Origin of the sequence: Stenotrophomonas sp. SAM-B, assembly GCF_013387485.1 — a bacterium.
In the GTDB taxonomy this organism is placed as follows: domain Bacteria; phylum Pseudomonadota; class Gammaproteobacteria; order Xanthomonadales; family Xanthomonadaceae; genus Stenotrophomonas; species Stenotrophomonas maltophilia_AA.
Genome location: NZ_JABBXB010000003.1, coordinates 1 through 14843, shown reverse-complemented (window position 1 = coordinate 14843; position 14843 = coordinate 1). Strand labels below are relative to the sequence as shown.

13 protein-coding genes are annotated in these 14843 nt (G+C 68.0%); 5 read left to right on the top strand and 8 right to left on the bottom strand.

Features of this window, described 5'->3' with window-relative positions; all coding sequences use genetic code 11:
* Positions 1–4: 4 nt before the first annotated feature.
* Positions 5–715: an AraC family transcriptional regulator gene (locus tag HH110_RS07760; RefSeq protein WP_176989169.1), complete on the bottom strand. Its 711-nt coding sequence runs from the start codon at positions 713–715 to the stop codon at positions 5–7.
* A 181-nt stretch (positions 716–896) separates the two neighbouring features.
* Between HH110_RS07760 and HH110_RS07755 the strand changes: the two genes are divergently transcribed.
* The gene (locus HH110_RS07755) at positions 897–2987 is read left to right on the top strand and encodes a catalase (protein ID WP_176989168.1); all 2091 of its coding nucleotides are present in this window, start codon (positions 897–899) and stop codon (positions 2985–2987) included.
* Between the two features lie 26 nt (positions 2988–3013).
* On the opposite strand, the gene HH110_RS07750 is transcribed toward HH110_RS07755, so the two are convergent.
* The 4 genes from HH110_RS07750 to HH110_RS07735 are packed head-to-tail and all read right to left on the bottom strand — an operon-like array spanning position 3014 to position 7019.
* The gene (locus tag HH110_RS07750; RefSeq protein ID WP_176989167.1) at positions 3014–3835 is read right to left on the bottom strand and encodes a hypothetical protein; all 822 of its coding nucleotides are present in this window, start codon (positions 3833–3835) and stop codon (positions 3014–3016) included.
* Positions 3801–5204: a HAMP domain-containing sensor histidine kinase gene (locus HH110_RS07745; protein ID WP_176989166.1), complete on the bottom strand. Its 1404-nt coding sequence runs from the start codon at positions 5202–5204 to the stop codon at positions 3801–3803. Before HH110_RS07745 ends, HH110_RS07750 begins: the two co-directional genes overlap by 35 nt.
* Positions 5201–5887 (bottom strand): response regulator transcription factor, encoded by a 687-nt coding sequence (locus tag HH110_RS07740; RefSeq protein WP_176989165.1) that lies wholly within the window; start codon positions 5885–5887, stop codon positions 5201–5203. Before HH110_RS07740 ends, HH110_RS07745 begins: the two co-directional genes overlap by 4 nt.
* Before the next feature lie 4 nt (positions 5888–5891).
* Positions 5892–7019, bottom strand: coding sequence for a DJ-1/PfpI family protein (locus HH110_RS07735; RefSeq protein ID WP_176989164.1), 1128 nt, complete (start codon positions 7017–7019; stop codon positions 5892–5894).
* A gap of 190 nt (positions 7020–7209) precedes the next feature.
* On the opposite strand from HH110_RS07735, the gene HH110_RS07730 reads away from it, so the two are divergent.
* Positions 7210–8070, top strand: coding sequence for a PA4780 family RIO1-like protein kinase (locus HH110_RS07730; protein ID WP_176989163.1), 861 nt, complete (start codon positions 7210–7212; stop codon positions 8068–8070).
* Positions 8071–8163: 93 nt separating this feature from the next.
* Here the strand turns inward: HH110_RS07730 and HH110_RS07725 are convergent, their stop codons facing one another.
* Positions 8164–10296, bottom strand: coding sequence for a methyl-accepting chemotaxis protein (locus HH110_RS07725; RefSeq protein ID WP_176989162.1), 2133 nt, complete (start codon positions 10294–10296; stop codon positions 8164–8166).
* Between the two features lie 203 nt (positions 10297–10499).
* Here HH110_RS07725 and HH110_RS07720 point away from each other — a divergent pair, with 203 nt between their 5' ends.
* Together HH110_RS07720 and HH110_RS07715 are read left to right on the top strand one after the other, a co-directional pair.
* A complete protein-coding gene (locus HH110_RS07720) occupies positions 10500–11477 on the top strand; it encodes a L,D-transpeptidase (RefSeq protein ID WP_176989161.1) in 978 nt (325 codons plus the stop codon).
* A 3-nt stretch (positions 11478–11480) separates the two neighbouring features.
* A complete protein-coding gene (locus tag HH110_RS07715; RefSeq protein WP_176989160.1) occupies positions 11481–12176 on the top strand; it encodes a M23 family metallopeptidase in 696 nt (231 codons plus the stop codon).
* Here the strand turns inward: HH110_RS07715 and HH110_RS07710 are convergent, their stop codons facing one another.
* A complete protein-coding gene (locus HH110_RS07710; RefSeq protein ID WP_176989159.1) occupies positions 12177–12530 on the bottom strand; it encodes a hypothetical protein in 354 nt (117 codons plus the stop codon).
* Positions 12531–12740: 210 nt separating this feature from the next.
* On the opposite strand from HH110_RS07710, the gene HH110_RS07705 reads away from it, so the two are divergent.
* Positions 12741–13154 (top strand): EF-hand domain-containing protein, encoded by a 414-nt coding sequence (locus tag HH110_RS07705; RefSeq protein WP_176989158.1) that lies wholly within the window; start codon positions 12741–12743, stop codon positions 13152–13154.
* Between the two features lie 99 nt (positions 13155–13253).
* Here the strand turns inward: HH110_RS07705 and HH110_RS07700 are convergent, their stop codons facing one another.
* Entirely contained in the window at positions 13254–14546 is a 1293-nt protein-coding gene (locus HH110_RS07700) for an adenylosuccinate synthase (protein ID WP_088432983.1), read from the bottom strand.
* Between the last annotated feature and the right edge of the window lie 297 nt (positions 14547–14843).

Here is a 14843-nt window from a genome sequence, read left to right as displayed (position 1 = left end):
CGCCTCAGGCGGCGGCGCGCTCGCCGATCTGGGCGCGGTAGGCCCGGGGCGACAGCCCGACTTCGGCCTTGAACTTGCGGGTGAAGGCACTCTGGTCGGTGAAGCCGCAGGCCTGGCCGATGCTGGCGATGCTGTCCGGGCCATGCAGCAGGTGCACCGCCATCTGGATGCGCAGGCGGGTCAGGACCTGCTGCGGGGTCATCTGGAACACCTTGCGGAAGGTGCGCTCCAGCTTGGACAGCGAGAACCCGGTGATGTCGAGCAGGGTCTGCATGCGCACGTTCTCCGCGTAATGCGCATTCAGATGGGCAAGGGCCAGGCGGAGCTGTTCGTACTGGGTGCCCAGGCTGTCCTTCTGCCCCAGGTCGCGCGAGATTCCGATCAGCCCGCGGATCTGCCCGTCGACCAGCAGCGGCCGCTTGCAGGTCAGGCACCAGCCCGGCTCGCGGTTGGCGAACAGATGCAGTTCCATCAGGTTCTCGATGACCTTGCCGGCCAGCACCTGTTCGTCCTGGGTCGCGTAATCCGCGCCCAGCCCGGTGGGATAGATCTCCGCTGCGGTGCGCCCGATCACCTCCTTGCGCGACTTCAGGCCGAGCCGGCGCAGCATGGTCTGGTTGATGTGCGTATAGCGCCCGTTGCAGTCCTTCATGAAGAACAGGACGTCGGGGATCGCATCAAACAGGGCTTCGATGTCGGCGGGTTCAACGCGCATGCGGCTGGAAAACACAGGAGAAGACGCGCCCAAGGATACCTGCCCGGGCCTCGCCCACACAGCGGCCGGATGCGGCATGTGAAGCGCGGGTGCAAGCAGGGCCGCGTATTCGCACCCTCGATTAACGCCCCGGCCGCCAGTGTGAGGCGATCCCCTTCCCGCCAGCTCCCGGAGTCGCCTCATGGCCGCCAGCAAGAAAAGCACGAAGAACGCCCCCGCACCTGCCACCGATGTCCGCGGCGAGGGGGATGAACTGCACCAGCGTGCGGGCAACGGCCACCCGGTGCTGACCACCAACCAGGGCATCCCGGTCGGTGACAACCAGAACTCGCTGCGGGCCACCCCGCGCGGGCCGACCCTGCTGGAAGACTTCATCCTGCGCGAGAAGATCACCCACTTCGACCATGAGCGCATCCCCGAGCGCATCGTGCATGCGCGCGGCAGCGCAGCGCACGGCTACTTCGAGCTGACCCGCTCGCTCGGCGAGTACACCCGCGCCCGGATCCTCAGCGAAGTGGGCGTGCGCACCCCGCTGTTCACCCGCTTCTCCACCGTGGCCGGCGGCGCCGGTTCGGTCGACACCCCGCGCGATGTGCGCGGCTTCGCGGTGAAGTTCTATACCAAGGAAGGCAACTGGGACCTGGTCGGCAACAACATCCCGGTGTTCTTCATCCAGGACGCGATCAAGTTCCCGGACCTGATCCATGCCGTGAAGATGGAGCCGGACCGCGCCTTCCCGCAGGCGGCCAGCGCGCACGACACCTTCTGGGACTTCGTGTCGCTGATGCCCGAGTCGATGCACATGATCATGTGGGCGATGAGCGACCGCACCATCCCGCGCTCGCTGCGCACCATCGAAGGCTTCGGCATCCACAGCTTCCGGCTGATCAACGATGCCGGCGAATCGACCTTCGTCAAATTCCACTGGCGGCCGAAGCTGGGCCTCCAGTCCACGGTATGGGACGAGGCGGTCAAGCTGCAGAGCGCGGACAACGACTTCCACCGGCGCGATCTGTTCGAGGCGATCACCGCCGGCGACTTCCCCGAGTGGGAGCTGGCCGTGCAGCTGTTCACCGAGGAACAGGCCGAGTCGTTCCCGTTCGACCACCTGGATTCGACCAAGATCATTCCCGAGTCGCTGGTCCCGCTGACCGTGATCGGACGCATGGTGCTGGACCGCTGGCCGGACAACTTTTTCGCCGAGACCGAGCAGGTCGCCTACTGCCCGGCCAACGTGCCGCCGGGCATTGATTTCAGCAACGATCCGCTGCTGCAGGGGCGCCTGTTCTCGTATCTGGATACCCAGCTCAGCCGCCTGGGCGGTCCGAACTTCCACCAGATTCCGGTCAACGCCCCCAAGTGTCCGTTCGCCAACCACCAGCGCGACGGCCACATGCAGATGAGCATCCCGAAGGGGCGGGTTGCCTACGATCCCAGCTCCCTGCAGGGCGACACCCCGCGCGAGACCCCCGACGGCTTCCCCAGCCACACCACCGCGCCGGATGATGGCCGCAAGGGCCGCGTGCGTGCGGAGAGCTTTGCCGATCACTACAGCCAGGCCAGGATGTTCTTCCGCAGCCTGGAAGCCCCGGAGCAGGCGCACCTGGCCTCGGCGCTCGTGTTCGAGCTGTCCAAGGTGGAGACGGTCAAGGTGCGCGAGCGCACCGTGAGCCACCTGCGCAACATCGACGACGCGCTGGCCAAGCGGGTCGCCGACGGACTGGCGATGCCTGCCCTGCCCGAGCCGGCCGCCACGCAGACCCCGGCGCAGGATTTCCCGAAGGCACCGGAGGTGCGCATCATCGGCCGCACCAAGGACCTGCTCAAGGGACGCTGCATCGGCATCCTGTTCGACGAGGGCTCCGATGCCGCGCTGATCGCCAACCTGCGCAAGGCCGCCGACAAGGCCGGCGCCAGCGTCAAGCTGGTGGCGCCGAAGATCGGTGGCGCCAAGCTCAGTGACGGCAAGACGCTGGCGGCGGACGGCCAGCTGGCAGGCACGCCGTCGGTGATCTTCGATGCGGTCGCCGTCGTGCTCAGCAATGACGCGGCCAAGAAGCTGAGCAGGGAGTCGGCCGCGATCGACTTCGTCAGCGACGCCTGGGCGCATCTGAAGGCGATCGCCGCCGACGATGGGGCACAGGCGCTGCTGAAGGTGGCCCGCGTCGGCAACGATGCCGGCGTGGTCGAGGCCGAGGATGCCAAGGCGTTCCTCGCTGCTGCCGCCACCCGCCAGTGGGCCCGCGAGCCGAAGGTGCGCACGCTCGCCTGAGCCGTGCGCGGTGCGCCGTGCTGATCTCAGCGCGGCGCGGGGGCCGCCGGGGCCGGCTTGGACACCGGCGCCGGCTTCACCGGCACAGGCATCGACTGCAGCCGACGGATCGAGCCGATCGGCACTGCTTCGGCGCGCCGCTGCTCCGGCCACCACAGGAACACGAAGGCACTGCTGGATCCCAGCAGTTTCGCGGTGCCGGGAAGCGCCGCCGCGTCATCACCGAGCACGACCTGCACCGACGTACCGCCCCTGCCCTCGAGGATCTTCTCGGCCGAGCTCAGGGCATACAGCGCCGCGCCGAATGCCATGAAGCAGACCACCGCAATGCACATACCGGTCAGCGGACGCAGCCCGGAGAATTCCCAGTTCATCCACGGCGACTCCGAGAACAGCATCCGCCATCCCCAGTGCCGCGCACGCAGGCGTGCCACCTTGGCCGGGTTGCGCCGACGCAGTGTTTCCGGCCAGCCCAGCAGCACTGCCAGCAGCGCGCCCAGCAGCAGGATCAGGACGTAGGCCGGATCGCGCAGCCCGGCGACCAGGAAGTCGCTGACCTGCAGGTAGTCCAGGATCGACAGCCGGAATTTGAAATAGAAGAAGTAGCTCGACCACAACCCCAGCACGGAGAGGAACACGTAGCCGGCGCTCACCATCAGCGCCGGCTCCTGCCGCAGCAGGCGCCAGATCACCGCGACCATCGAATCTTCATTGCCGTGCGTGACCGGCAGCAACGACCAGTCGGTCGGTGCCTGATCATCCACCGGTGCCTGCGACTCACCGCCAGCGGTGGTCGCGATGCCCGCCGGTACGTCACCGTGGATACTGCCCTCGTCCCTGTTTCCCATCCGCCCCTCCCCCGTTCGGCAGAGCATCGCGTACTTTTGCGGTCGACGGAAGCGGGCCGGCCCCCGTTGCCACGCCCTGCGTGGGGCAGCCGTGAGCGCGGCCTTGCTGGACGCTGAAACTGGCGACCGTGGCGTGCTCGGTTCCCTCGATGCGCAGGTCGATGGCGAAGCGGTCGCACAGCCGGTGCACGATCGCCAGGCCGAGCCCGAAGCCGGCACTGCCCTCGCCTTTCGCGAAGGGCCGCACGATCGTGTCGGGGTCGCCTGCCGGCGCCGTGTTGCGGATGCGCAGCCGTCCGGCCGCGACATCGATGTGCACTTCCCCCGCCCGCGTGTGCGCGAATGCATTGCCCACCAGATTGGCCAGCAGCATGTGCAGGACCGGCCCGGGCACCGTCAGGCGCACATCGCCGGGCACATCGACCCGCACCACCACCGGCTTGCCCTCCAGCAGCGCCGCCTGCTCGACCACCACCTGTTCCAGCACCGGCAGCACCGCCAGCGGCGTCGCGTCCCGTTCCACGTTCTCTTCGCGGGCCAGCGTGAGCAGGGTGATCACGGTCTGTTCGAGGTGACGCGCGGACTGTTGTACATGGTCGAGCTGCAACCGCCCGGCCGCAGACAGCCCCGGTTCGTGGGCCAGCTGTTCGATCGCGCTGCGGATCACGGCCAATGGCGTGCGCAGCTCATGGCTGGCATCGCGGGTGAAAGCATGTTCGCGCGCAACGAAGGCGCGCACCTGCCCGCTCAGCCTGTCCAGGCCACGGGCCAGCACACCGACCTCGTCATCGGGGAAGTCACCCGCAAACCCGACCGGCAAACGCGCCGGTGCCATGTCATCCACCAGTGCCGCGAGTTTCGACAGCGGCCGCGTGGTACGTCGCGCCAGCCACGCACCGGCCAGCACCGCGACCACGACCACGGCCACGCCGGACCAGGCCAGCAACGCCAGAATCTGGCGGCGCATCGGCCGGACCACCAGCTGCTGGCTGACCTCGGCGACCAGCCACCCCGGTGCACCGGATCCGCCCGGCTGCAGCGCGCGCAGGTGATAGTGGCGTCCCTCGGTGCCGGCGATCTCGCGGCGCCACGGCTCGGCATTGAAGGCGACCTTGAGATCCGCCGGGAACGTCGCAGGGCTGTCGTGCATCGTCATGAAGGCATTGCGCGGCGGCGACCACGTCCCACGGGTGGCCCGCTGCTCCAGCTGCTGTTGCGCTTCCTGTTCAAGCATCGCCTCGAAGAAGCGATCTTCCACGCTGTACACGAACACCGCCACGTACAGGCCGAACAGGCTGGCCACCGCGAGTGCGAACACCGCGAAGGCCAGCATCAAGCGGTTGCGCAGGCGGTGCACCGGTGCCGTCATGCGTCGGCCTCCAGCTTGAAGCCGACATCGTGCACGGTCTTGAGCATCGGCCGCTCGAACGGCCTGTCCAAGGCTTGGCGCAGCAGGTACAGGTGCGAGCGCAGCGGATCCGATGGCGGCGCTTCATCACCCCAGAGACGGCGGATCAACTCGCTGCGGGTCACCGTGCGCGGCCAGGCTTCGGCGAGCAGCACCAGCAGCCGATAGGCCGTCTGTGGCAACTCGATCGTCTGCCCACTGCGGCACACGGCGCCGCTACGGCGGTCGATGCCGAGCGACCCGATGCGCAGCACGTGCCCGTCGCGTCGGCCGTGCCGATGGGCGAGCGCCAAGCATCGCGCCAACAGTTCCTCGCCGGCGAACGGCTTGACCAGGTAGTCATCGGCACCGGCCTGGAAGCCGATCAGTTTGTCGCCCAGCGTATCGCGCGCGGTCAGCATCAGGATGGGGACGTGGCGGTCGGCCTGTTCGCGCAGATGACTGCACACGCGCAGGCCGTCCATCCCCGGCAGGGTCAGATCCAGCACCAGCACATCGGGAGGTTCGTCCAGCGCCATCTGCAGGCCGCTGCGGCCATCCGCGGCAAAGGCCACGCGATGACCACGCGCCTCCAGCAGCGTGGCCATGCCGGCGCGCAGCGCCGGGTTGTCCTCGATGACCAGGATGTGCAGGCCGTCGTGCATGGGGTCAGCCTTCGATCGTGGCCTTGAGCTGCTTAGCTTCGGCCATGTCGGGGTGGGATTCCAGCAGTTTGCCGAGCACGCTGCGCGCCTGCGCCACCTCGCCCAGCCGCCAATGTGCCTGTGCGATGCCCAGCGGCAGCTGCGGCTCGCTCATGTAGGGCGCAGCCAACTGCATGATCGCCAGCGCATCACGCACCGCAGCGTCGTCCTGCGCGGCCTGCAACTGGTAGTAACCGAGCACTCCGATCAACTGGTCGTGATAGCCGGTGCGGTCGCTGGCCAGCGTGCGCCTGACCGCGTCACCCTCGCCGTCGAGCAGGCGCTGCACCAGCGCCATGCTGGCTTCATCGCGCCACGGCGTGCGGGCGACCGGGGTGCGACCGATGGCGCGCACGATCGCTTCTGCGACCGCCGGGGTGGAGTACGGGTTCTGCCCGGTGATCAGCCGACCGTCCACCACCAGCTTGGGCATCATCAGCGGCGCCTGCTCCCAGTGCGCACCGCGCTCGCGCAGCGCGGTTTCCAGCAGGAACGGGAACTCCTTCGCCCAGCGTTTGCCGAACACGCCCTCCTCCGCGTTGGTGAAGCCGGTCATGCGGCGCCCGGCGACCAGCCGGGATCCATCCGCCTGCCGCACCTCCACCAGCGCCGCCGGGCCGTGGCAGACCGCCGCGACCACGCCGCCGCGGTCGTGCACCGTGCCCAGCAGAGCGCGCAGTGCGCCATCGGCAGGCAGGTCGAACATCGCGCCCTTGCCGCCGACCACGTAGACCGCCGCGTAGTCGGCCGCGCTGAGCGTCGCGGTGGCGCGGGTATCGGCCAGCAGCGCGGTCGCCGCCGGATCAGCCAGGACGCGCGCGTTGAACGGCTCCTTCGGATCGAATCTGTCGGCTTCCACCGGCCCGCCCCGCGGGCTGGCGACCTGCACGGCCAGGCCGTTGTCGCGGAAGATCAGGTAGGCCTGGGCGAACTCGTCCATCTCGAAGCCAGGCCGGGTCTTGCCGTGATCGCGTCCTTCGCCGCTGACCACGATCAGCACCGTATCGGACGCCGCGGGGCGGGCGTGCAGTGTCGGGACGGCCAGCAGCAGGGCCAGGACGGCACCGGTGCGGCGCAGCAGGGACAGGATCATGAGCGGCACTCCTTGGGAAGTGACCCCAGCCTGCCGCGCGGATGTGAAGCAGATTTCAAGCCGGCGCCGGCGTGCACACAGCTGAACAACCCGGCCGCCGGGTGCCGTGTCGATGGCTCCCTCGGCCCGAAGATGCGAAAATCCCTCCCCCTCCAGGGCAGGCCCCGCGCCCGCCGATTCCCGAGATACCGTGAAGACCCCCCAAGGCTTGCAGGCGCTGATCGACGACGGCGTGATCGATGAAGTGCTCCGCCCGCTCAAGAGCGGCAAGGAAGCAGCGGTATACGTGGTCCGCAGCGGCGACGATGTGCGCTGCGCCAAGGTCTACAAGGACATGGCCCAGCGCAGCTTCCAGCAGCGCGTGCAGTACCAGGAAGGCCGCAAGGTCCGTGGCAGCCGCGAAGCGCGCGCCGTGGGCAAGGCCAGCAATTACGGCCGCAAGCAGCAGGAAGCGGCCTGGAAGAACACCGAGGTCGATGCGCTGTACCAGCTGCGCGATGCCGGCGTGCGCGTGCCCGAGCCGTATGGCTATTTCCACGGCGTGCTGGTGATGGAACTGGTCACCGATGCCGAGGGCTATTCCGCCGCGCGCCTGGGCGAGGTCGAACTGAGCCCGGAACAGGCACGCGCATTCCACCAGATCCTGGTCCGCCAGGTCGTGCGCATGCTGTGCTGCGGGCTGATCCACGGCGATCTGTCGCCGTACAACGTACTGGTCGGCCCGGAAGGCCCGGTGGTGATCGATTTCCCGCAGGTGGTCAGCGCGGCAGGCAACAACGCCGCACGCACGATGCTGCTGCGCGACGTCAACAACCTCACCGCCTACCTCGGCCGCTGGGCGCCGGAGCTGCTGGAGACCTGGTACGGCGAGGAGATGTGGGCGCTGTTCGAGGCCGGCGATCTGCTCCCGGACAGCGTGCTGACCGGCGAGTTCGAGCAGGATGAAAGCACCATCGACCTGGATGGCGTGCGCCACGCCATCAACGATGCGCGCGAGGAAGCGCTGATCCGCCAGCAGGGTCGCGAAGCCGCCGAAGAAAACGAGGACTGAGCGGGGCGCGCCGCTGCGTCGGGCGGCTGGATCAGCATGAAAAAAGCCCCGCCGATGCGGGGCTTTTCCGTCCAACTCAGCGCGCAGGTGCCGTCACGCGGCCTGCAGTGACGCTGGGCGGCGCAGGCCTGCAGCGGGGTCCTCCAGCGTGAACACCGCCACCGATTCGGTCAGTGCGTGCGCCTGCTGCTCCAGCGCGCGGCTGGCGGCGGTGGCTTCCTCCACCAGCGCCGCGTTCTGCTGGGTCACCTGGTCCATCTGCACGACCACCTGGTTCACCTGCTCGATGCCGGCGGCCTGTTCCTTGGTCGCGGCGGCAATGTCGCTCATCAGCTGATTGGTGCGCGAGCTGGCCTGGGTCAGGCGGGCGATCGCCGCTTCGGACTGCACGGTGACGCTCAACCCGGTCTTGACCTTGCTGCTGGACTCATCGATCAGGTCCTTGATCTCCTTGGCCGCCGTGCCGGCGCGCTGCGCCAACGTGCGTACCTCGGTGGCCACCACCGCGAAGCCGCGTCCGTTCTCACCGGCACGGGCCGCTTCGACGGCCGCGTTCAGGGCGAGGATGTTGGTCTGGAAGGCGATGCCGTCGATCACCGAGGAAATCTCGGAGATACGCGCCGAGGACTGGTCGATCTCACTCATCACCGCGGCCATCTGCGCGATCGCCTGCTCGGTCGCCTTGACCGCCGCACCCGCCGCATGGGCTTCATGGTCGGCCTGGTTGGCCAGCTCGGCGTTCTGCCGGACCGTGGAGGTCAGCTCCTCCATCGAGGCCGCCGCTTCTTCCAGGTTGGCTGCCTGCTGCTCGGTACGGCGCGACAGGTCATTGTGGCCGGCCGCCAGTTCCTGCGCGGCATCGTTGATGCTGCCGGCCGCGCCCTGGATCTGCTGCACGATGCCGGTCAGCTGCACCGCGGTGGCGTTGGCATCGTCGCGCATCTGCGCAAAGACACCTTCGTACCGGCCGTCCATGCGCGAGGTCAGGTCGCCGGTGGAAATCGCGCGCAGTACCTGCGACAGGTCCGCGATGCTGGCCTGCGAGCTGGCCATCATCCCGTTGAGCTGGGCGACCATCGCGCGGAACTGGAACTGGAACGCCGGCTCGTCGCCGCGCACGGAGAAGTCGCCGGCACGCGCGGCCGAAGCCAGTGTCTCGATCTGCTGGTTGATCGCCATCAGGCTGGCCTTGACGGTGGCCATGGTGGTGGTCAGCACGGCCTTCTCGCCCGGGTAGCTGTCCAGATCACGGCTCAGGTCGCCGATGGCGTAGCGCTGCATCACCTCGACCATGTGGAACTCGACGGCCACGTGCGAACCGACCAGTTCGTTGGTGGCGCGGATCATCCGGCCGAAATCGCCCGGGAAGGCCGTTTCGTCCATGCGATGGCTGATGGCACCGGCCTCATGCTGGCGAGCCATGTCCAGCTGCGCGGTGATCGCGCCCTGGACGCTCTGGCGGACCGTGGCCATGGCGTTGCCGAGCTGGGTGATCTCATCGCGACCGCCCAGATGGACGTCATGGGCCAGATCACCCTTGGCCATCCGGGTGGCCAGGCCGACGGCGCGGGCCAGCGGACCGGTCAGGCTGCGCCCGATCAGCACGGAGGCGGCGATGCCGACCACCAGCGCGATCGCGCCCAGCACCAGCAGCTGCAGCAGGGTCCGCTCGCCCAGCCGGATCGCTTCGGCAGCGGCCTCGCGGCTTTCCTTTTCCTCGTAGACCACGCCATCGCTGAGCGCCTGGTTCCAGCCCTTGGCAGCGGCCTGCACGGCGCCCAGGGTCAGGGCCGTGGCAGCGGCAAAATCGCCCTGCTGCAGCTGTTCGCTCATCTGCTTGTTGAGCGGACGGGCCACCGCGCGGGCGGCCGCGATGGCGTCGCCGATGGCCTTGTCCTCGGGTTGCGTGGGCAGGGCCTGGTAGGCGGCCCAGCTGGCTTCATAGCGCGCGACCAGCGCGGCGATGCGCGCCTCATCCTCGGCCAGACCGTCGCCCTGGCGGATCAGCATCTCCCGGCGCACGACCATCATCTGGTTGTTGGCATCGAGCATGTCCGAGAGCAGCCGCACCTTGGCCACGTTGACCTCGACCACCTGCTGCATCGCGCGCTTCTGTACCGCACTCCCGGTGGCGCCGGTGGCGACGACGGCCGCGACCAGCAGCAACAACAGGCCAAAGCCCATACCTAGACGCCAGACAACGCTGACGTTCCGCAAAAATTCCATGAGACATCCGAAAAACGTGGGGGGGTGGGCTGGTATCGGCGCCAAACGCAGCGCCTTGACCGACGGCCGTGAGCCCGCTGTGAATGGATTCACATAACGCCGGCATTACCCCCGCGTCGCCGCTCAGCCCCCCGTCAGGCTTTTCACGGCAAGTGCGCACGCCCGGCAGGCATGGTGGAAACACGTTCCCGCTGGAGTTGCCGATGTCCCTTCGCCTGCACCGTATCGCCCGCCTCACCGCGCTCGCCCTCGCCCTGGGGGCCTCCTCCGGTTGGGCGGTCGCACAGACGGCACCCGCGCCCGCCGCGATCCCGGACGCCGACGCGACACCGCTGGCGACCGGTCCACGCTCGGATCTGCATGCGCAGGTGCTGCTGGACCGCGCGCACTTCTCCCCCGGCCAGATCGATGGGGAGCGCGGCTCCAACCAGAAGCGCGCCGTGTCCGGCTTCCAGGCCGCACGCGGGCTGAAGGTCAGTGGGGAACTGGACGATGCCACCTGGAAGGCTCTGCAGCCGGATGCCGCCCCGCCGCTGGTGCGCTACACGCTCACCGCGGAAGACGTGGCCGGTCCGTTCCAGCCGGTGCCCAAGGGTCCGGCCGCGCAGGCCAAGCTGAAAACCCTGGGCTTCGGTTCGATCGAAGAAGCGCTGGGCGAGCGCTTCCGCGCCTCCCCCGAGCTGTTGAAGACGCTCAATCCGGGCGTAGACCTGGGCAAAGCCGGCAGCGTGATCCAGGTGCCGAACATCGCGGCCGCCCCGCTGCCGAAGGCCAGCAAGCTGGTGATCGACAAATCCGACTCCACGCTGCGGCTGTTCGATGCGGACGGCAAAGTCTACGCGCAGTTCCCGGTGTCCTCGGGCAGCAAGCATGACCCGCTGCCGATCGGGAAATGGAAGATCCTGGGCATCTCCCGCGATCCCACCTTCCACTACAACCCCAAGCTGTTCTGGGATGCCAAGGCGGGCGACAGCAAGGCGGTCCTGCCGCCGGGCCCGAACAATCCGGTCGGCGTGGTCTGGATCGACATCTCCAAGCCCCACTACGGCCTGCACGGCACGCCCGAACCCGGCCATGTCGGCAAGACCGAATCGCACGGCTGTGTGCGCATGACCAACTGGGATGCGCTGCAGGTCGCCGCTGCGGTCGATGCCTCGGTGCCGGTCGTGATGCAGGAGTAAGCCATGAAGACCTTTCGACTGCTGGCAGTAGGACTGGTGATCGGCGTGGTCGGCTACTGGCTGCTGGGGCCGGGCCCCTCATCCCGGCTTGGTGCCGCCGAACCGGCCAAGGTGGGATCGGCCACCAGTTCGGCCCGCGCTGCGCTTGATGCCCCGCCGCCACCGACGCCCGCCACCACACCCGTGTCCGCCGACACCTCAGCCACACCGCCCGCGCCGGACGCGGGCGGTTCGACACCCGCACCGACAAGCGGCGCGGCGGGCGCGCTGCTGCTGCCCGTGCAGGGCGTAGGGGCCGATCAGCTGCAGGACACCTTCACCGATGCGCGCAGCGAAGGCCGCGTACATGATGCGATCGACATCCTGGCGCCGAACGGGACGCCGGTACTGGCCGTCGCCGACGGGACCGTGGAAAAACTGTTCGACAGCGTGCGGGGCGGCCTGACGGTGTACCAGTTCGAGCCAAGCGGTCGCTACTGCTACTACTACGCGCATCTGGACCGCTACGCCGATGGGTTGGCCGAGCGGAAGACGATCAAGCGCGGTGAGGTGATCGGCTATGTCGGCAGCACCGGCAACGCCAGTCCCGAGGCGCCCCACCTGCATTTCGAGATCCATGTACTGGGTCCGGAAAAGCAGTGGTGGAAAGGCGAATCGATCAATCCGTATCCGGTGTTGAAGGGGCAGCAGGCCCTTTGATCAACGCGTACCGGGGGGGGCGTCCCGGATCGCCCGCGCCAGTTGCCAGGCACGACCGCGCAGTGCATCCAGGCGCTCATTGAGTTCACCCGCGTCTGCGCGCCACTGGAAGTGGCCGTTGCTGTAATCCAGGCCCAACGCAACATCATTGAACGACCCCATGCCGCCATAGGCGCGCAGCACGCTTTCCGGCGCGCCTGGATCGCCCTGCTCAAGCTGGGTGATGACCCGCTGCATCCAGTCGGCCCAGTGGGTTTCCCCGTCGCCGCGCAGCAACGCTTCAAGCTCGGACACCACCGCATGCAACGCGCGGTCCGCGCTGCTCATGCCGGTGGCCACGTGATCTTCAGACACCCTGTCGCCCCTGCTGATTGGTGAGGCTGCACAGCATGCCATGGCCCCGCGCTGGCGGACGTGGCCACGCCGGTCCGATGGGCGCGGGCAACCAGTAAAACTACTGGCGCGAATGCGGGAAATTGCCGTTGCCCCGGGCATCCACGCGGCGGACACTGCGTGCTGAAGGCATGCCCCCCCCCTCCCCCTGCGGTCTTGGAGACAACTGTGATGATGCTCGCGCACCGCGTTGCCCTGCTCCTTCTCTGCGGCGCTGTCGCCGCAAGTGCCGCCGCGGCGCAGGACCTGCCCGCCACCGCGCCGGATCGTTTCGCGATGCTGGACCGTAATGGCGACGGCAAGGTCAGTCGCGATGAGTACGACGGAGATGCTTTCTTCCGCCTGGTCGATGCGGATCACAATTACCGGGTGAGCGTGGAGGAAGTGCAGGCGGTGCTCGGCCCGCAGCGTGACGGCGAGTTCTCGGCGGCCGAATGGGTCCGCATCGCCGACCTCAACGGCGACGGCGAATTGAGTGCCGAGGAGATGCGTCGCTCATCGGAGATGCGTTTCCAGAACCTGGATGCCAACCACGATGAGAATCTGGAACTGTCGGAACTGCAGATGGGCATCGGCCGGCGCTGACCCGGGCTCGGCAACGGAAAAGCCCCGCTTGCGCGGGGCTTTTCTTTACGCCTTAGACCTTCACGCCATACCGGACATGGCCCGGGACTACGCGCCTGATCAGGCGAACGGATCCTGCAGGACCATGGTGTGGTCGCGGTCCGGGCCGGTCGAGACGATGCTGACCGGGCAACCGGCCAGCTCTTCCAGCGCGCGCAGGTAAGCGCGGGCGGCCGGCGGCAGGTCGTCCCAGTTGGTGATGCCGTGGGTGTTCTCGGTCCAGCCCGGGAACTCCAGGTACACCGGCGTGCACTCTTCCCAGCCCTGCGCGTCCAGCGGGGCATACTCGGTACGCTTGCCGCGGTATTCGTAGGCGATGCAGACCTTCAGCTTCTCCATGCCGTCGAGCACGTCCAGCTTGGTGATGCACAGGCCGCTGATGCCGTTGATGGCCACGGCGCGCTTGAGCGCGACGATGTCCATCCAGCCGCAGCGACGCGGGCGGCCGGTCGAGGCGCCGTACTCGGCACCGCGGTCGCGGATGCCCTGGCCGACTTCATCGTCCAGCTCGGTCGGGAACGGGCCACCGCCGACGCGGGTCGCGTAGGCCTTGGCGATACCCAGCACGTAGTCGATCGCATCGGCGCCCACGCCGGCACCGGCCAGTGCGCCACCGACGGTGGTGTTGGAGCTGGTGACGTACGGGTAGGTGCCGTGGTCGATGTCCAGCAGCGCGCCCTGGGCGCCTTCGAACAGCACGCGCTTACCCTGCTTGCGCAGGTCGTGCAGGATGCCGGCGACGTCGGACTTCATCGGCTCGACGTACTCGCCGAAAGCCAGTGCTTCGTCGTAGGTCTTCTGGAAGTCGACCGCGTCGGTCTTGAGGTAATTGGTCAGCACGAAGTTGTGGTAATCCAGCGCGGTGCGCAGGAGCTCTTCCAACTGGGCCGGGTAATGCAGGTCGGCGATGCGGATGCCGCGACGCGCCACCTTGTCTTCGTACGCCGGGCCGATGCCACGGCCGGTGGTGCCGATCGCCTTGCCACCGGCAGCACGTTCGCGCGCCTGGTCCAGGGCGATGTGGTACGGCATGATCAGCGGCGCGGCCGGCGAGATCTTCAGGCGCGAACGCACTTCCACGCCGGAGGTTTCCAGCTCGGCGATTTCCTTCTGCAGCGCGGCCGGCGAGATCACCACGCCGTTGCCGATCAGGCACAGGGCGTCTTCACGCAGGATGCCCGACGGAATCAGGTGCAGGACGGTCTTCTTGCCATTGATGACCAGCGTGTGGCCGGCATTGTGGCCGCCCTGGAAGCGCACGACAGCGCCGATTTCCTCGGTGAGCAGATCGACGATCTTGCCCTTGCCTTCATCGCCCCACTGGGCACCCAACACGACAACTGACTGACCCATGACGGGTAACTCCTGGTTTTTGTGCGGCCATCGGGGCCGCGGGTTTGGGACCATGCCGGGGGGGCCGATCAGCGCGGGTTGGCGGGCTCCAGCGGGGAGCGCGCCGACGCTGGGGTACCCAGACACGGAAAAAGCCGGACGAGTGACTCTGAAACAGAGTGCCCGTCCGGCTTTTGTGCATTATCCGGGTTTCCGGTGGCCGCTGCCACCCCGGCGGCGGGCGGACTTCACCGGCCGGTCAGGACCGCCGCGGGATGGAGCCGGCCAGCGGCCGGTTCCAAGGCGGTAGTGCCGGCC